This window comes from Grimontia sedimenti, assembly GCF_011045095.1.
Lineage (GTDB): Bacteria > Pseudomonadota > Gammaproteobacteria > Enterobacterales > Vibrionaceae > Enterovibrio > Enterovibrio sedimenti.
The window spans coordinates 257108-273863 of sequence record NZ_JAALDL010000003.1 but is presented as its reverse complement, the minus strand read 5'-3'; the positions used below and the strand labels follow the sequence as shown (position 1 = coordinate 273863).

The following is a 16756-nucleotide window of genomic DNA, read 5'->3' as shown; positions in this document are numbered from 1 at the left end:
AACAAGAGCATTGGAGCGAACATGCGAGCTAGCGTTCAGGAAGCAATTACAGCTTTACCTACTCCGTTCAAAGAAGCAGTGAACAAGATCGTTTCTGCACCAGAATTTGATGCCACAATCAGCGCCCAAGACTTTGCCGCACTGCTTGATGAAACTGGACTTTCAGACGCCGAGGCACGCGTTGCCCTCTTGCCAGTTGCCGCTGCCTATTCGGTTGCCCCCATTTCAAAGTTCTATGTTGGTGCCATTGCACGTGGCGAATCAGGCCGCTTGTATCTGGGCGCAAACATGGAATATGAAGGTGTTCAATTGAACCAGTCTGTTCATGCTGAGCAATCTGCCATCAGCCACGCATGGCTGAAAGGTGAAACCCGCCTGACAGATATCACCATCAATTACAGCCCGTGTGGTCATTGCCGTCAGTTCATGAACGAATTGAGTGGTGCAGAATTGCTGCAAGTCCAATTGCCTGAGCGTGAAGCCAAGCTATTGCACAGCTATCTGCCAGAAGCATTTGGCCCGTCAGATCTCGGTGTCGACCAACCCTTGTTAGCGCCAGTTAATCACGGGTTAGCCGCAAAAGAAGACGATGAGCTGATTAAGGCTGCAGTTCAAGCCACTAACCGCAGTCATGCACCATACACCCGCAATCTGAGCGGTGTTGCGTTGCGTGATACCAAAGGTAATGTCTTCACTGGTATGTATGCTGAGAACGCTGCGTTTAACCCAAGCTTGCCTCCACTTCAGGTCGCCCTGAACATTATGAACCTGGCTAATGCGCCTCTGACTGACATTCAGGAAGTGGTCTTGGTTGAAACCGCCAATGCCAACAACAGTCACCTGCAAGATACCCAGGCGATGTTGGAAGCGCTAAACCCTGATATTCCTTTGGGTTATCTGGCGATTTAATACCTATTCGCGACACTTAAGTGACAAAACGCCGGATATTCCCGGCGTTTTTACGTTTTCCCCTTCCCATGTACAATTTTTTCGCTAGTATCGGAACACTTTTTCTCTTTCCAACACGCACATGAGCCAACAACACAACCCTATTCTAGGCGCCACATGGATGCTGACCGCCGGTGTCTGTTTCGCGATGGTGAACAGTCTCGCGCAGTATGTGAGCTTTAAAATGCAACTGCCTTCTACCACGGTTGCTTTCATTCAGTACTTCATTGCGTTGATTGCCATGCTCCCTTGGCTGAAAAGTATGGGGATCCGGCAGGCACTGAAAACCGAACATCTCGGCATGCACTGCCTGCGAGTCTTTTTCTCGGTGATTGGTATTCAACTTTGGCTGTGGGCGCTGGCCTATCCAGTACCAATCTGGCAAGGCATCGCACTTCTGATGACATCACCACTGTTTGCCACCATCGGATCTGGCCTTTTCCTTGGTGAAAGAGTCGGCCCTGCACGCTGGTTTGCAACGCTGAGCGGCTTTGTAGGCGCCATGATCATATTGGAACCTTGGTCAGATGATTTTAACTGGGCAACGCTTCTGCCGGTGGGTGCAGCTTTCTTCTGGGCAACCTACTCTCTGATGGTGAAAAAACTGTCGCACTACGATTCGCCAACCACCATGGTGGTTTATCTGCTGCTTCTGATCACGCCATTCAACATTTTGCTGGCAGCACCAGAATGGACAATGCCAAGCGGTCAAACTGTATGGTTGATGCTTCTGGGCGCAGGCCTTTTGACCGCATTAGCTCAATGGGCGATTGCCAAAGCTTACGCTGTGGCGGATGCTTCGTTCGTACAGCCTTTTGACCATGCAAAGCTGCCACTGAACGTCTTGTTTGGCTTCTTGGTATTTGGCTGGGTGCCACCAGGCCGACTCTGGCTTGGCGCTGCTATCATCATTGCTGCGGTATTCTTCATCACCCATTGGGAAACACGAAAACCGACAAACCGCTAACTGCTTTTGTAAGCCGCTCAAATTGAGCGGCTTTTTCTTATGAGGTCTTTCAACACGTCGCCCAGAACAAAAGGTTTTCAAGTGTCTCAGGATAAAAACAAACGTTTGCGCAAACGTTTGCTTGAGGTAGAATTGCGGCCAGACATTTGAATGATTGGAAGAATATCATGATTGGTACTGCTACCCGTCCTGGCGCAACCCGCGTCCTGCTTTTAGGCTCTGGTGAACTCGGCAAAGAAGTGGCGATCGAATGCCAACGACTCGGCCTCGAAGTCATTGCCTGTGACCGTTATGCTGATGCCCCTGCGATGCAAGTCGCCCATCGCAGCCATGTGATTGACATGCTGGATGGCGATGCTCTTGCAGCGGTGATTGCTCAGGAAAAGCCTGACTATGTTGTGCCAGAGATTGAAGCCATTGCCACTGACCGTCTGGTTGAGCTGGAAAAATTGGGGCTCAATGTGGTGCCTACCGCACGAGCAACACAGCTGACAATGAACCGTGAAGGCATCCGTCGTCTGGCTGCAGAAGAACTGCAGGTTCCTACTTCACCCTACGCCTTTGCAGACACGCAAGAAGCGTTTGAGCAAGCCATCGAGCAAGTTGGATTTCCGTGCGTTGTTAAGCCGGTGATGAGTTCATCGGGCAAAGGACAGAGCGTAGTAAAATCTGCCTCTGACATCCAATATGCATGGGATTACGCCCAAGAAGGCGGACGCGCAGGCCGTGGCAAAGTCATCGTTGAAGGATTCGTTGAGTTCGATTATGAAATCACTCTGCTGACTGTTAGTGCCATCGATGGCATTCATTTCTGTGCGCCCATCGGCCACCGTCAGGAAGACGGCGACTACCGTGAATCATGGCAGCCGCAGGCAATGAGCGAGAGAGCACTCAAAGCGGCAGAAGATGTTGCGCGCAAAGTGGTGACTGCGCTGGGTGGGTATGGTCTGTTTGGTGTGGAGCTTTTCATCAAAGGCGATGAAGTGATGTTCAGTGAAGTCTCCCCTCGTCCGCATGATACCGGTATGGTGACACTGATCTCTCAGGATCTTTCCGAGTTCGCCCTTCATGTCCGCGCATTCCTTGGCTTGCCCGTAAATGCAATTCGCCAGTTCGGCCCTTCTGCTTCTGCCGTGATTCTTGCGGAAGGTACGTCGGATAACTTGAGTTTTCAGGGACTCACCGAAGCACTACGTTACAGCGATACACAGGTTCGCTTGTTCGGTAAGCCTGACATTAACGGTCGCCGCCGTTTAGGCGTTGCACTGGCTACTGATACCAATACCGATTCTGCCGTGAGCAAAGCTGTAAGCGTCGCTTCATCTGTTCAGGTAGATTTCTAAACGACAACAGTCACGCTTAAAAACGCCACCTCGTCAGGTGGCGTTTTTGTTTCCAGAGCGTTTACTAGGACTCTATCAACCAGACTTCTTCTGCAAAGAAATCTGCGGTTCTACCTTTAGGGGGTCTATCTGCCTGCTCATCTCGATTTAGATGAGTGATCTTATAGCCATCAAACAACCGACGTACTTCGTCAGCATCCACGCTGAAAGGAGGACCGTCCATTTGCTCTTGTGGATAATGAAGCGTCACCAGCAAGATGCGGCCGCCCGGTTTAAGAAGCGACAACAACCTTTCCGCATACTGTTGACGCAGGGATTCAGGCATGGCGATCAGCGCGGCACGATCATAAACCAGCGGATAGGTTTCTAACGGCGCAGTGAAATAGTCACCGGCATAGATAGACAGCTCATCAAAATGATACAGCTTCATTGTTGGGCTCATCGACGTGACCGTCGGCGTATAAAGGTGCTCAGAAAAAAACGCACGCACCGCAATCTCACTCAATTCGACACCCACTACCTCATCGTGCTTGCTGGCCAGCCAGCTTAGGTCAATGGATTTGCCACACATAGGGACAAACACCGCCTCTTCACGTTGAGGGTGAAGCAAAGGCCAATACTTTACCAAAAGCGGATTGGTATCCGAGAGGTGAAAACCAATGCGGTTTTCTGCCCATCGGCTGTGCCAGAATTCCTGATCCATGTTGTTTTTCTCGTTGTTGCTTTCCACATAAGGGCGACATCTTAACAGTGTCACTCAGCCGGAAAAAACCATTTCTCCAAGGCGAAATGGATCATATTCGTGATCAACTTCGCGATGTTTCCCAGTTTTCTATTGTTTTTTGACCAAATTATTACTACTGTACACTCATACAGTATTGGATATTCGTACAGGAAAATATGATGAAACAGTCGTTTGCGATCAACCAATCCGTCCACCACACACACATGACCCGTTCTGCTGTTCGCGAGCATTACGTCCGTCTTGCTGCTGGTGCGCGCAGCTTTCACCAGGCACATCGTTATCAAAGCAATGACGCCTCGATTTCCTGTGATTCAATTTCCTGTCGCTTGGTCTCTGTGAATATCTACCAAAACAACATGAGCGAATTGGCTTACCTGCTGCGATTGGTTAAAAGCCTCGCAGAAAGTCATAAGTGGATTACCTTGATTGCGCCGCCGTCCAATTTCTCTCTTTCGCTTTTTACTCAGGCTGGCATTCAACAATCTCAAATCCGTATTGCTCGTCCAACAGCAACCCACGACGCTAAAGATCTTATGCGTAAAGCGCTGGCATCAGACACCTCTGCTGCTGTGATTGGTTTTGGTGAGCTCAGCCATTTTGCTCAATCTCTATCAGGGACCGAAACCCATACACCAGGATTCGTGATTTCAGGTGTCCCTGAACAACTTCACTAACCTGTACCTCAAAACAATATCGAACACTGCCTCGCGGCGCTTGGAGTCAACAGACCCTGAGTGCCGCGAAACCTTTTCAGAAGCTAGATAAATATCGCGGTTTCAACAGCATCACCAAGACGTAATTTCCCATTTCTGAACAGATTGTCACCTTACGCCGTTGCCTATACTCAGCTTTTCCGACGGTTCGAAGTAGGAATGCTAGGTTTTGAGCAATAAATTGGATTTAAAGGCACTCACTGCCCTTGTCATTGGCTCCATGATCGGTGCTGGCGTTTTCAGTCTTCCCCAAAATATGGCAGCCATTGCCAGCCCTGCTGCGGTTTCCCTTGGTTGGTTGATCACTGGCTTTGGCATGATTTGTCTGGCATTGACCTTCCAAGAACTCACATTAAGCAAACCCGATGTTCAGGGCGGCGTGTTCGGCTATGCACAGGCTGGCTTTGGGGATTTGTGCGGTTTTTTTTCTTCATGGGGATATTGGCTCAGTGCGGCCGTCGCCAACGTTTCTTATCTGGTGATTGTATTCAGCACTCTGGGGCTGTTCTTTGACACGCCGACGTTCAAACTGTTTGGTGATGGGAATACGTTAGTTTCCGTTGCTTTATCATCAATACTTATCTGGCTCGTACACACTTTGGTGTTACGTGGCGTTCAAACGGCTGCCATCGTTAATTATGTAACGACTATCGCCAAGCTGATCCCGATCCTTGTCTTTATCATTGCCACCTTTATCGCCTTCAAATGGGACACGTTCACGTTTGATTTTACCGGCCTTAACATCGCCAATCAGCCAAGCCTATTTGATCAAATCAAACAAACCATGCTGATCACGGTGTGGGTGTTTATTGGGGTGGAAGGTGCAGTCGTTGTCTCCAGCCGGGCCAAGAACAACAAAGACGTCGGTCGAGCGACAATCCTGGGCTTACTGATTTGTCTTTTCCTGTATGTGTCCGTCACATTACTTTCCATGGGTGTGATATCAACGCCAGAGTTGGCAAAGCTGCAGAATCCATCAGCCGCTAAAATCCTTGAAACACTGATTGGAGACATCGGCGCGGCGATCATTGGCATCGGGCTAATTATCTCTGTCTCTGGTGCATACCTAAGCTGGACATTGCTGGCGACAGAAACACCTTACACTGCGGCAAAACTCGGCATGTTTCCCAAAGTCTTTGCAGAAACAAATCAAAACGGTACACCGACTTATTCTCTCTGGCTAACAAGTTGTGCCGTTCAGTTATGCCTGATTCTGATGTTTGTCATTGGCGGCGGATATGATGATTTGCTGACCATCGCATCGGAAATGATTTTGGTGCCCTACCTACTCGTGGCAGCCTACTTAATGAAATTGTCTTTCAGTGAGCTTGATACGTTCAAAGTCAAGGCCATTGCATTTCTGGCAACGATTTACGGTATCTGGCTTCTTTACGCATCTGGTATTCACCATCTACTGCTTGCTACTCTGTTGTACCTGCCGGGTTTGGCCTTTTACGTTCATGCCATGCGTGAAACAGGTAAAGCCGGTTTTAACGGGAGGAATAAGATTCTTTTGGTTGCGATTGTTTTCGCCAGTGCTTATGGGGTTTATTTAGTGGCTGAGGGCGTCACGCTTTAGCAAGATTTGGTCGTACCCAACAAAAAGCGCCACCCAAATCGGTGGTGCTTCTTGTTAAAGCATGATCTGCAGAAAGTCTCTGTCGCCTTCATGTTGAGTAACGAGAGCACCCGTCTTCCGTCGGATTTTCTCCAACTCAGCAGTATCTAGTGCATAAGGTAGAAAGATGTTCAGCGTTTCAATGTGTTGGCGTTTCGCCTCTTCCACCAGTGTGACGAGGTTAGAAACGTCGCTGTAGAGCGATGATAAAGAGTGTGTCACCGATAAGGTGAACGCTTCGCTTGGAAAAAAACCTTCGTATGTTTCGATCTGCTTTCTCTTAAATCGGCCCAATTGTGCCGTCAGAGCTTCAAAAAACGTCCAATGTTGGCGGCTGGATTCACACAGAAACTGTGTATAATCAAAGCTCACGACATGCTGGTTTTGCTTATTTGTACTGTCTAAATATCCCGTCATAGCAAATCCCGTTGCTTTCATTATTCTTGAGATATTCCAAGCGACAAGTTCTCATTTCGCCCTATGCTTTAAACGCCAAACTGACGAGTAAAAAGCCGTTCTTTAACGCCTAAAACCGAGAGAAAAGTCGCTTGGTTAATGTTCAACTTATCACTCACTATATGTATTTTTCGAGATTAATCTCGCAAATAAATAAGAACTATGGGCTTGATCAGCGATAAATTTATGTTGTCCAGAAAAACCATCAATCTTATCTACAGCGCTTTAACACTGAGTTAATAACCACCGAAAAGAGGCTACAAAAAAACCAGCCCGGAGGCTGGTTCTTCAAACTTACGATCTGTGTGCGATTAAAGTGCTTTGTACAGTACTTTGTTACCAGATTGGATACGCTCTACAACACCTTCTTCAGCCAGTTTCTTCAGCGCACCTGTCGCCCAAGATGCCGCTTTAGAATCTTCCTGACCTGCTGCCAGACCGATACCTTTAGGGTTGATACCTTCTGCGTTCTGACGAACGATGTCCAACACTTGCTGTTGTTTTGGAGTCAGTGAAACGTCGGCTACCACTTTTGCTGGTGCTTCAGTTTTTTGCTCAACTGCTGGCTTTTCAGCTTTAACCGCTTTTGCTGGCGCTTCTTTCTTTGCAACAACTGTTGACGCAGATTTTGCTGCTTTGATGTGTTTCTGAAGCTTAAGTTGAACTTTACGTTTGTGAGAGATCTTCATTAAATCGTCCTACTCCGACGTACTGCATTGAAATTTACCGACAGTCTTCGAAAGCGAATACTCGTTCCAAAAGCCCGTTTGGGAAGGCAAAAGCCTTGTTTTACTTCCCTAAACCAGCCTTTTATCACCGCTTCGGTATCAAGCATAGTTAAAAACAAAGCGCGTTTTATATCAAAAATCCCCCGCGTTTTGTAGCACTAACGACGACTGAGAATGAAAGTTGAGCCAAGTGTCGGAAACTACACTTTATTTTGTTTGGAATTCGACCGATAGTATTCGGTGATCGAACTAAGCTTTAGAGAAGTAATACAAGGAAAGTACCAACCCAGTGAGTAAACGATTGCTGATTTATCCTCCCCACCAGCAGATAGGCAAATATTTCCGTGTCGCCGTGTTGATTTTGGCCATGGTGGTGGTGACATTTATTTTGCTCAACCCGCAGGTGAAACCTGTTCCCGCTCTGATTGGGCTCTGCCTTCTCGGATCACTGGGTGTATATATTGGCTATGTGATCGACCAGCAACGCCTCTCCTTTTCACTGTCTGACATGCACATTCAGCACCATACGCCTAAAGGAGGCTGGAGCCTTAAATGGCGCAATATCTACCAAATTGGCATTCCTTCCGTTTCCCATGAAGGCTGGCACCAGTCCTTGCCTTGGTTCGGTGTGAGGCTCAAAGACTATGAACCGTTCCTTGAAGGCATCAGTTACCGCCTTGCAGGCCAAATCATCATGGAACAGCGCGGACTCTTGCTCAGCGCCTACCGACGCGCCGAAGAGCCCATGAGCAGCAAACTCGAAGACATGATGTTCGACGACACGCCTTACACATCAGCCAGTGGTAAAGTTTACAAAGGTCTGGTGGCGATGTTGGCAAACAGAATGAAGTACACCCGCGAGTTACTGGGGTATGACGTGTTTGTCAGTGAAGATCTATTGGACAGGCCGCTAGAAGATTTTGTGGGGCTAACGAGACAGTATTTGGCTTCTGCGGGCAGAACACCCGCAGAAGAGTAGTTTCTTACCAGATCGGCATGTTATCCGCGACATACGGATTTTGCTGACGCTCAATGCCGAACGTTGATGTAGGACCATGACCCGGCACGAAAGTGATGTCGTTGCCCAGCGGGAACAGCTTGTCCTTGATTGAACTGATCAAGGTTGCATGGTCCCCTTTTGGGAAGTCAGTGCGGCCAATGCTGCCATTGAACAGAACATCACCGACCCACGCCATACGATCTTCTTCACTGAAAAGCACTACGTGACCAGGCGTATGGCCTGGCGTGTGAATCACTTTCAGTACGCTTTCACCCAGTGTTAATTCATCACCATCTTCCAACCATTGGTCTGGGTCAAACGCTTCAGTCCGCGCAAAACCAAACATTTCGCTTTGCGCTGGCAGCGCCTGCAGCCAGAACGCATCTTGCTTTTCTGGGCCAATCACAGGCACGTTGTAAGCCGCGCGGACTTCTTCAGTTCCACCAACATGATCCAAATGGCCATGAGTCAGAAGCACTTTAACCACGTTCACACCGAGCTCATTAACCTTTGCCACCAGTTTGGACACGTCACCGCCTGGGTCAACCAGCGCCGCTTCGTTGGTTTTGTCACACCAAATGATGGAACAGTTTTGCTGGAACCCTGTCACAGGAACGATTTCGTACTTCAAAGCCATAAGAAAATCCGTATAAATGCAAAAATCAGCGAAAGCATATCACGCCCGCGTTCTCATTTTAACGAGAACCGTTCCTTTAGAGATCCTTGTTCGCATGCGGCAACAGTAATTAAATGAAATTCAATATAATCAAAGAATTGGAAAGAATGCTGCTTACTCTGTCATCAGTTTGAAAACAGTCTGACACCAGTATGTCACCCATCTGACAACTCCCCTTCATCTAAGCGAATTAAATTTAACGTCGAAGGTTGATTTGTTTTGATCATCAGATGGATGCCTATGAACAAAATCTCAGTGCGTACCGTGTGGATTTCAGATCTGCATCTGGGAAACAAGGATTGTAAAGCGCAATACCTGCTCGATTTTTTAAACCGACACACCGCCGAAACTATCATTCTTGTTGGTGACATTGTCGATTTCTATTCAATGAAATCGAGTCACCATTGGCCTGAATCACACAGTCAGGTCTTATCACTTCTGCTCAAGCGTGCCCACGATGGTACCCGCCTTATATACATCCCCGGAAACCATGATGCTGCTGTACGTGATTACCTCAAGTTTGATTTTGGGCGCATCGAAGTACGCGCAAGATTCGAACATGAGACTATCACAGGAAAGCGCATTGTGGCTGTGCATGGAGATGAATTCGATAACGCAGTTTGCCACAGCAAACTGACGGAAATCGCGGGTTACATTGGTTATGACTTTCTGTTGTTCCTCAACAGATGGTGGGCAAGGCTTCGTCGCAAGGCCGGATTCCAGTACTGGTCCCTAGCCTCATACATCAAGTCAAAAGTGAGTTCCGCCAATGTCGCCATTCAGCGATTTGAAAATGCAGCTGTGCAATTCGCAAGACGCCGTGGCGCAGACGCCATTGTATGTGGACACATTCATCACCCAGACATCAAGCAGTTGGAAGGTACTTTTTATTTCAACGACGGAGACTGGATTGAAAACTGCACCGCTCTGCTCGAACAGCACGACGGAACAATCCAACTTATCCGTTGGACAGAAAAATCCACATTACTTGCAGAAACTGACGCCTTTGTCGACCCAGAAATGAATAGATTCCGTGAAGAGAAAGAAAGCATAGAAGCAGCCTGATAAGCGAAAAACGCTCAGGGGCAAAAGGAAAGATATGTTTAGCATTGATGATGTCATTACAAAGAACTACCCAAGTATCGCTGACAAGCGCTGGATTTCTCGCCCTGTCAGCTCAACACTTCGTCGCTTACTTCACGAGGAAGCGTTTCAGAGCTTTGCGGAAAAATACCCTTACCTGAAAGGTTTTGAGTTCGTTGAACAAGTGCTGGATTATTTTCATTTCAGCTATGCCACCAGCGACCGCGAACGAGAGCGTATTCCTTCTACTGGCCGCGTCGTGATTATCGCCAACCATCCCATCGGTTCGCTTGACGGCCTCGCATTACTAAAACTGGTTCGTGAAATCCGGCCAGATGTCAAAGCGGTCGCTAACAACTTATTGATGCAGATTGAGCCAATGCACAACTGTTTGCTGCCAGTGAATAACATGTCTGGCAAAACGCCAAAAGAGAATCTGCGTAAGATTGATGAATGGCTGCAAAATGACGGCGCGCTGATTATTTTTCCCGCGGGTGAGGTCTCTCGTTTCAGCCCGACCGGAGTGAAAGACAAAGCCTGGCATCATGGTTTTCTGAAAATGGCGACCAAAGCCAAAGCGCCGATATTACCTATTCATGTTGATGGTCGAAATTCAGCGATGTTTTATGGCGCTTCCATGGTCTACAAACCCTTGTCTACCCTGCTGTTGGTCAACGAAATGTTTGGGCAGGAAAACAACACCATCAATCTGACCATTGGCGAAGCCATACCGTTTTCCAGCTATCACGCCAGCGCCAATCTTCCCTCAAAAACGCGGGTGAAGTTGTTCCGAAAGCACCTCTACAGCATCGCCAAAGGCAAATCAGGTGAATTCCCCACCGAGTCTGCTATCGCTTCCCCCGAGCCAAGATTGAAACTGGCAAAAGAATTGGAACAGAGCGAGCGACTGGGCGAAACACCCGATGGAAAATCCATCTACCTCTATCGATACAAAGACGAATCCCATGTCATGCGTGAAATCGGCCGTTTGCGTGAAGTGGCGTTCCGTGCCGTGGGTGAAGGCACAGGGCAACGCCGCGATATCGACAAATACGACCAACATTATTTCCACCTGGTGCTTTGGGACCCCAAAGCCATGGACATTGTCGGCGCTTATCGCTTCTGTGATACCCAAGCCGTTATCGCGCAGCATGGGCTAAAGGCCGTGTATACCCATACCCTGTTCGACTACGGAGATGGCATGTCAGACGTGCTGAACAAAGGTTTGGAACTTGGTAGAAGCTTTGTTCAACCAAAGTATTGGGGCAAGCGCAGTTTAGAGTATTTGTGGTTAGGCATTGGCGCTTTCTTAGCCAATCACCCTCACTACCGATACCTCTTCGGCCCAGTCACCATCAGCAATGCCATGCCACAGGCCGCGAAGGAGTTACTGATTTTCTTCTACAGCACCTACTTTGGTGCACATGCGACCATCGCGCGTTCCAAGCGCCCTTTCAATATCGACAGCCAGAAAGAACATGAACTGCTTGTCCACTTTTGTGGCGATGACTATCAGAAAGATTTGAAGACACTCAAAATGCTGCTCGATAATCTGGGGACGGGCATTCCCACCCTCTACAAACAGTACAGTGAGCTGTGCGAACCGGGCGGCGTACAGTTTCTGGATTTCAGTATCGACCCGGACTTTGCCGACTGCATTGATGGCTTAGTGATGGTGGATATGACCAAACTGAAAGAGAAGAAACGTCAGAGGTACATCTCCCCGCACATGAAAGATATTGAACGGGTTTAAGAACTGAAAAAGGCGCCGAGGCGCCTTTTTAAATCTTCGATAGTTATGACCAGCTGCGAACCGGCCCAGTATCAATATGAATGAAGCCGCTACGCGGATAATAACCAACGCCACCGGCCTGAAGATCCAACGCGGCTTTGCGTAATTTAGACAAAGGTACATCTTCAATGAAGAAGTCGATAGCCTGTCCCGTGGTGTGGTAACTCTTCTTAGCCTGACCACCGCCATTTTTACGCAGCATTTCATTGGTCGCTGGGGAACGATAACCCGACACCATAGTGATTGGGTTTCTTGCATCTACCAAGTCATAGATAGTCGACAGAAGATCATAAAGTTTCGGATCCATCTCGGTAGAAACATTACGTCTGTGATCACGGCATAGCTGATTCAGCACTGCCAATTCTTTGTCTACATACTGCTTACCGTTGAAATAGCAAACATCAGCATGTTCACCGGTATTAATGCTTAACATGTCTATATTTCGTGGTTTACCGACTGCCAACGGCAGAGCGAGCGCCGTTTGAGGTAAGGCTGCCGCCACTAAACACGCCGCACCGCCCAGAATTAGGCGACGACGCTGGGTATCCAAACCGTCCATAACAACTAACAATTTCCCACAAAGTACTAAATACAACATCAGAGTTGCTAACTACGCTAAAAGCGGTGCTTTTCCCGTTACAACTCTTAAAACAAGAGGAATCTAGCGATAATGAAAATGTTTATCAAACCCCAAAATGTCTCGATAATGAGCGAACTGCTGTAAACAGCACCGTTTCCTGATGATTTTCAGCGGGTTTTAGACATTGTCAGGAGAGTGTAAAAATATGCAATTGTGGTAAGCATCACACTGACACTCACCACAATCTGGTTTGAAGCGGCTAAGACTGCTGGTTTTTAGCCGTTAATGAAAAGGCTGCATTGCGCTTAGGGCGCGCGTCGTAGTGGTAGACGTCTTCACGAAATTGTACTTCACCGTCATCATTAACCCACGCAGTCTGATAAATGGTATGAACTGGGATCTTCTTACGCAGCGATACCCACTTAGTCTCGGGAATACGCTGGTAATATTCGTAGTCGCCAAACTCCAATCCAGATCGGCTCAACAAAACCTGCGCCAATATCTCCGCTTTCTGCACCCTGATACAGCCTGAGCTGTATGCGCGGCGCGATTTGCTGAACAAACCTTTGGCTGGCGTGTCATGCAAATAGATAGCATTGCCATTGGGCGTATTGAACTTGTAGCGACCAAGTGCATTGAAGTTACCCGGTGACTGTTGAAGACGGTATGGGAAATTATTCGGGCTCACGCTCTCCCAATCAATCTCTTCAGAGGAAATCACGGATCCATTAACCCAGCTACTCAGGACGGTATAAGAGTGTTTATCCAAATATTCGTTGTCCTGTTGCACCTTGGGCAAAATGTCTTCACGCATGATCTTAACTGGCACATTCCAACTTGGATTAAAGACAACAGAATCTAGGCGCGATTCAAACAGTGGTGTCCTTCGGCTTGGTCGGCCCACAACCACTTTGCTGTCGAGCACAAGTTGACTGTCCATCCACAGTTCCATTTCGTAGTTTGGAATGTTTACCAGAATGATTTTTTCACGATCTGTAGGCCACAAACGCAGGCGTTCCATATTCAAGGCAAGAATTTGGATCCGGGAGTTCACCGACATATTCAACCAGCGGCGTGTCTTGTTGCCGATAACACCATCGCGCTTCAAGCCATGCCTTTCTTGAAAACGTTTGACTGCTTCAACCAAAACGGCATTGTAAAAACCCACTTGCTCAATCTTCAGGCGTTGCGCGTCATAGGTACTCAAAACGCCCTGGCGCTCAAGATTGGTGATGAGATTATCCGGATTTTCGAGCTTTGCGCCGTGCTTGATTAGCCCACCCTGCGCCACCTTCGGCCAGTACATGGATTCTTGATCCTGAAGGGCAACAATCGCTTTTGCCATTTCACGGTACTGAGGCGTATCCGGACGCAACTTAAACACAAAATCATAAAGTTCGTTTCTGCTGGCAGAAACGATCAGATTATTGGTTTGCGTAAGTGTTGGGCGCGGCAAAGCTTCACTGATATCCGTACCGAAATACCAACTCTTGCCAAATTCAGGAATCGATTCGATGTAACCAATCAGTGCAAGAAGGCTGTCAGTAGCGAACACGTCGTACGCGCGCCAGTCACCACTGGCTCTTAGCTGACGCAAGATAACCGCACGCCACTCAAAATCCTGACTGATCCCAGCCAGCGAGATAATATTTATCTGGGTTTCAAGCTCGTCTTTTGCACGGTAGTCATGCCAGATAGGAGCATAAGAGAAATATTCATAAATTTTAGCGACGTCATAAGTGAAATTGACGACACCTGGCTCCGGCTCGGCCTGTTTGACCCACAGCACGGCTTCTTTAGAGACACTATTAGGTGACTCCATAGTTTCCAATGCGTTAGCGGCCAATGGCATGGCAACATATACAAATAGTGCCTTGATAAGCGTACGAGCAGAAAACATGCGCTACCTCCGGTTAGAGATCATAGTATGGCAAATGGCGCAGTTTTCGCTGGCGGAATTTTTATGAATATTGGAAAACAAAGGGTTAGAAATGCATCATCCTAAAGCATGACCCAATGATTATCCCATACGATGTTAGAGCGCTGAAAAGTAATACTTTTTTGGTTATTTTGTATGACTAATCGCCCACTACCCGCACTGAGAGCAAAACGGTCCTTCTCCGCAGTCGCACCCGAGGCATCAATCAATGATCCCATCTCAGTCAGTGCGCCTGAGGCTAAGTCCCAAATTCCAAAACAATTTCCACGTGGAGAAGTCGCAACTATCTGCGAATCTGTACACGCAATACTGCCAATGTATTGCTGAAAACGCGTCCACTGTTCTCTACTGGCTTTGAGATCCGTAATGTCACGTCCTGGTCTTTTTATTGACAATAATGGAACGATGTTCTCAGCGTCTCCTTGATATTGCTGCGCAATCACCACGTCACCTTTTGGACTCAACGTCAGGTGGCGAATACTCAGTTTTGGATCGTCTAAGGTGTGTCTCTCTTTCACCTGTCCTGACGCGATATCCATCAGTACCAATGACGGTTGCATCGAATCCAGGTTCATTTTCTTTCTACCTTCAGTGCGTATCCCACCAACAGCGACCGCCAGTGTGGTGCCATTGAGAACCTTCATTTCATGAGGACCGATACCAAAGCCAGAAATTTCACGCACACGGGTCAGTGAGCCATCTCGATGGGTGTGATAAACACCAATACTGCCTTCACTGGTTGCGATATCTCCCTCTACGACAAAGAGTTGGTTTCCGAGCACGTCGCCGTGCCCGTAGAAGAACTTTCCAGCTGGCGGAGAAGTCGCGTTGCGAACAGCGCCTGATTCCAGATCGACGCTTTCAATGAATTGTCCTGGACGCCGCGCAAACACATACGCAAGCGACCTATTCTGGTTTATTGCTATGCCATGCCCACGCCCGGGTAATGAGGTTTGGAAGCAAACCTCCCCATTTGAATTGACTGCTGTTACCGCGAAACTCCCGTCTGATGTTTTGGCACAACCAAGAAACGCTGGCTTCGCTTTATCGGCTTCATTCTGATAAACACGCCAACCACCCGCTAAAGCCCCTGTGGTCAGCAGACCCAATGAAGACAGCAACAAGCGGCGGCGCTTTTGGCTCACACTCACCCTTTAGTCTCCATCTGTCGAATTAAACCCAACGACCAAACCCAACGCTGGCCCTACTTCGTCACTCAGTGCGGTTTGCAGGTAATCAATGTTGTTAGCAACGATCATCAACGACTGATAACCCGGCTTGTCTGCCAACAGTGGTGCCATTGATTTGCTTTCCGGCACACTTTTCACCGCCGACTTGAAATGTGATTCCAAACGGTTGGCAAGCTCGGTATGCCCTTTTTCAACCAACAGCGGTTGGAGTATGGATTCGTACCGTTGTTGTAAAGACACCAGTCCATCTCTCAAAAACGCATTCGATTGACCAGAGCGCCAAGCCTGTGACTGATAAGGTTTGGGAAAAGCCGGCTTGCCCATCGGTAAGGATAAGGTCTTTGAAATTGCATCGAGTTGGGAGGTCACGCTGCGAAGCGTCTCTGCTTCCAGTTGCTTCCCAGTCAGGTCATTCCAAGGGTTGACCTGCCACGCGCTATTCAGCTCCTCCGCTGATTTCACAGTACGACTGACTACCGACAGCGTAAGAGGACAGCGCATGTCCATGGATTCGACCTCTGCCCCATCAAACAGCAGCCATTCAATCGCACCAAGCCCTTGCACAGCAACACTTTGCTGAGCCAGTTCTTCAGCAGTTGGGACCGCATCTTTCTTCAAAAGCTGGGTCAACTGGCGACCCGTAGTGTTTTTCTTGTCAGGATAAAACTGGATGTTCCAACTGATCGACATCGCCACTTCGTTGCCAGAATTCCCTCCCACAAAAGGCTGCCAGGCTCTCATGGTTTCAATCCACTTGTTCTGCGCTTGGTTCAGTTTTTCTTCAGAAGGTGCTTCGCACAGCCCACTTACACTTTCTTCCAACGCTCGTGCAGCATCGAGAAATCGCTTAGTGGATTGCTTTTGCATCTCCCACATTACCAGCTCACTCTCTTTCACTGCGGCTTCACTGAAACAACCCGATAATAGTGACAGCGTCACGCAAAGCGTTAGTGTTTTCATTGGTGATTGAATAAACAT

16 protein-coding genes are annotated in these 16756 nt (G+C 48.2%); 8 read left to right on the top strand and 8 right to left on the bottom strand.

From position 1 onward, the window contains the following. Nucleotides 1–21: 21 nt before the first annotated feature. From cdd to purT, 3 genes are all read left to right on the top strand, one after another. Nucleotides 22–909, top strand: coding sequence for a cytidine deaminase (cdd, locus tag G5S52_RS06700; protein ID WP_165012348.1), 888 nt, complete (start codon nucleotides 22–24; stop codon nucleotides 907–909). Nucleotides 910–1030: 121 nt separating this feature from the next. Further along, the gene (locus G5S52_RS06695) at nucleotides 1031–1915 is read left to right on the top strand and encodes a DMT family transporter (RefSeq protein WP_083939927.1); all 885 of its coding nucleotides are present in this window, start codon (nucleotides 1031–1033) and stop codon (nucleotides 1913–1915) included. 167 nt (nucleotides 1916–2082) lie between these two features. Continuing rightward, nucleotides 2083–3258 carry a formate-dependent phosphoribosylglycinamide formyltransferase gene (gene purT / locus G5S52_RS06690; protein ID WP_165012347.1) on the top strand — a complete coding sequence of 392 codons (1176 nt, stop codon included), beginning with the start codon at nucleotides 2083–2085 and terminating at the stop codon, nucleotides 3256–3258. Between the two features lie 64 nt (nucleotides 3259–3322). Here purT and G5S52_RS06685 read toward each other — a convergent pair whose 3' ends face one another. After that, nucleotides 3323–3961 (bottom strand): thiopurine S-methyltransferase, encoded by a 639-nt coding sequence (locus G5S52_RS06685; RefSeq protein ID WP_165012423.1) that lies wholly within the window; start codon nucleotides 3959–3961, stop codon nucleotides 3323–3325. Between the two features lie 200 nt (nucleotides 3962–4161). Between G5S52_RS06685 and G5S52_RS06680 the strand changes: the two genes are divergently transcribed. Then, nucleotides 4162–4677 carry a hypothetical protein gene (locus tag G5S52_RS06680; RefSeq protein ID WP_165012422.1) on the top strand — a complete coding sequence of 172 codons (516 nt, stop codon included), beginning with the start codon at nucleotides 4162–4164 and terminating at the stop codon, nucleotides 4675–4677. A 208-nt stretch (nucleotides 4678–4885) separates the two neighbouring features. Continuing rightward, nucleotides 4886–6295 carry a basic amino acid/polyamine antiporter gene (locus tag G5S52_RS06675; RefSeq protein ID WP_165012346.1) on the top strand — a complete coding sequence of 470 codons (1410 nt, stop codon included), beginning with the start codon at nucleotides 4886–4888 and terminating at the stop codon, nucleotides 6293–6295. A gap of 54 nt (nucleotides 6296–6349) precedes the next feature. Here G5S52_RS06675 and G5S52_RS06670 read toward each other — a convergent pair whose 3' ends face one another. Then, nucleotides 6350–6772, bottom strand: coding sequence for a hypothetical protein (locus G5S52_RS06670; RefSeq protein WP_235956120.1), 423 nt, complete (start codon nucleotides 6770–6772; stop codon nucleotides 6350–6352). 329 nt (nucleotides 6773–7101) lie between these two features. Then, nucleotides 7102–7479: a MarR family transcriptional regulator gene (locus G5S52_RS06665; protein WP_165012345.1), complete on the bottom strand. Its 378-nt coding sequence runs from the start codon at nucleotides 7477–7479 to the stop codon at nucleotides 7102–7104. 328 nt (nucleotides 7480–7807) lie between these two features. Between G5S52_RS06665 and G5S52_RS06660 the strand changes: the two genes are divergently transcribed. Next, entirely contained in the window at nucleotides 7808–8497 is a 690-nt protein-coding gene (locus G5S52_RS06660; RefSeq protein WP_165012344.1) for a DUF2982 domain-containing protein, read from the top strand. 4 nt (nucleotides 8498–8501) lie between these two features. Here the strand turns inward: G5S52_RS06660 and G5S52_RS06655 are convergent, their stop codons facing one another. Then, entirely contained in the window at nucleotides 8502–9155 is a 654-nt protein-coding gene (locus tag G5S52_RS06655; protein WP_165012343.1) for an MBL fold metallo-hydrolase, read from the bottom strand. 279 nt (nucleotides 9156–9434) lie between these two features. On the opposite strand from G5S52_RS06655, the gene G5S52_RS06650 reads away from it, so the two are divergent. Both G5S52_RS06650 and olsF read left to right on the top strand, forming a co-directional pair. Continuing rightward, on the top strand, nucleotides 9435–10259 hold the full coding sequence (locus G5S52_RS06650) for a UDP-2,3-diacylglucosamine diphosphatase (RefSeq protein ID WP_165012342.1): 825 nt from the start codon (nucleotides 9435–9437) through the stop codon (nucleotides 10257–10259). Between the two features lie 34 nt (nucleotides 10260–10293). After that, nucleotides 10294–12030 (top strand): bifunctional ornithine lipid synthase OlsF, encoded by a 1737-nt coding sequence (gene olsF, locus G5S52_RS06645; protein WP_165012341.1) that lies wholly within the window; start codon nucleotides 10294–10296, stop codon nucleotides 12028–12030. 43 nt (nucleotides 12031–12073) lie between these two features. Here olsF and mepK read toward each other — a convergent pair whose 3' ends face one another. The 4 genes from mepK to G5S52_RS06625 all read right to left on the bottom strand — a co-directional run bounded on the left by mepK (nucleotide 12074) and on the right by G5S52_RS06625 (nucleotide 16756). Continuing rightward, on the bottom strand, nucleotides 12074–12628 hold the full coding sequence (mepK, locus tag G5S52_RS06640) for a peptidoglycan L,D-endopeptidase MepK (RefSeq protein ID WP_165012420.1): 555 nt from the start codon (nucleotides 12626–12628) through the stop codon (nucleotides 12074–12076). Between the two features lie 280 nt (nucleotides 12629–12908). Continuing rightward, nucleotides 12909–14549 (bottom strand): L,D-transpeptidase family protein, encoded by a 1641-nt coding sequence (locus G5S52_RS06635; RefSeq protein WP_165012340.1) that lies wholly within the window; start codon nucleotides 14547–14549, stop codon nucleotides 12909–12911. A 101-nt stretch (nucleotides 14550–14650) separates the two neighbouring features. Beyond that, nucleotides 14651–15739 carry a DUF1513 domain-containing protein gene (locus G5S52_RS06630; protein ID WP_165012339.1) on the bottom strand — a complete coding sequence of 363 codons (1089 nt, stop codon included), beginning with the start codon at nucleotides 15737–15739 and terminating at the stop codon, nucleotides 14651–14653. Between the two features lie 3 nt (nucleotides 15740–15742). After that, nucleotides 15743–16756, bottom strand: a complete 1014-nt coding sequence (locus G5S52_RS06625; protein WP_165012338.1) for an imelysin family protein — start codon at nucleotides 16754–16756, stop codon at nucleotides 15743–15745.

Excerpts from the sequence above, each read along its gene's own strand:
- G5S52_RS06625 (WP_165012338.1), bottom strand. The coding sequence starts at position 16,756 with ATGTTTATTCAATCACCAATGAAAACACTAACGCTTTGCGTGACGCTG.
- G5S52_RS06695 (WP_083939927.1), top strand. The coding sequence starts at position 1,031 with ATGAGCCAACAACACAACCCTATTCTAGGCGCCACATGGATGCTGACC.
- purT (WP_165012347.1), top strand. The coding sequence starts at position 2,083 with ATGATTGGTACTGCTACCCGTCCTGGCGCAACCCGCGTCCTGCTTTTA.
- G5S52_RS06635 (WP_165012340.1), bottom strand. The coding sequence starts at position 14,549 with ATGTTTTCTGCTCGTACGCTTATCAAGGCACTATTTGTATATGTTGCC.
- G5S52_RS06650 (WP_165012342.1), top strand. The coding sequence starts at position 9,435 with ATGAACAAAATCTCAGTGCGTACCGTGTGGATTTCAGATCTGCATCTG.
- G5S52_RS06670 (WP_235956120.1), bottom strand. The coding sequence starts at position 6,772 with ATGAAAGCAACGGGATTTGCTATGACGGGATATTTAGACAGTACAAAT.
- olsF (WP_165012341.1), top strand. The coding sequence starts at position 10,294 with ATGTTTAGCATTGATGATGTCATTACAAAGAACTACCCAAGTATCGCT.
- mepK (WP_165012420.1), bottom strand. The coding sequence starts at position 12,628 with ATGGACGGTTTGGATACCCAGCGTCGTCGCCTAATTCTGGGCGGTGCG.
- G5S52_RS06685 (WP_165012423.1), bottom strand. The coding sequence starts at position 3,961 with ATGGATCAGGAATTCTGGCACAGCCGATGGGCAGAAAACCGCATTGGT.
- G5S52_RS06665 (WP_165012345.1), bottom strand. The coding sequence starts at position 7,479 with ATGAAGATCTCTCACAAACGTAAAGTTCAACTTAAGCTTCAGAAACAC.
- G5S52_RS06655 (WP_165012343.1), bottom strand. The coding sequence starts at position 9,155 with ATGGCTTTGAAGTACGAAATCGTTCCTGTGACAGGGTTCCAGCAAAAC.
- cdd (WP_165012348.1), top strand. The coding sequence starts at position 22 with ATGCGAGCTAGCGTTCAGGAAGCAATTACAGCTTTACCTACTCCGTTC.
- G5S52_RS06680 (WP_165012422.1), top strand. The coding sequence starts at position 4,162 with ATGAAACAGTCGTTTGCGATCAACCAATCCGTCCACCACACACACATG.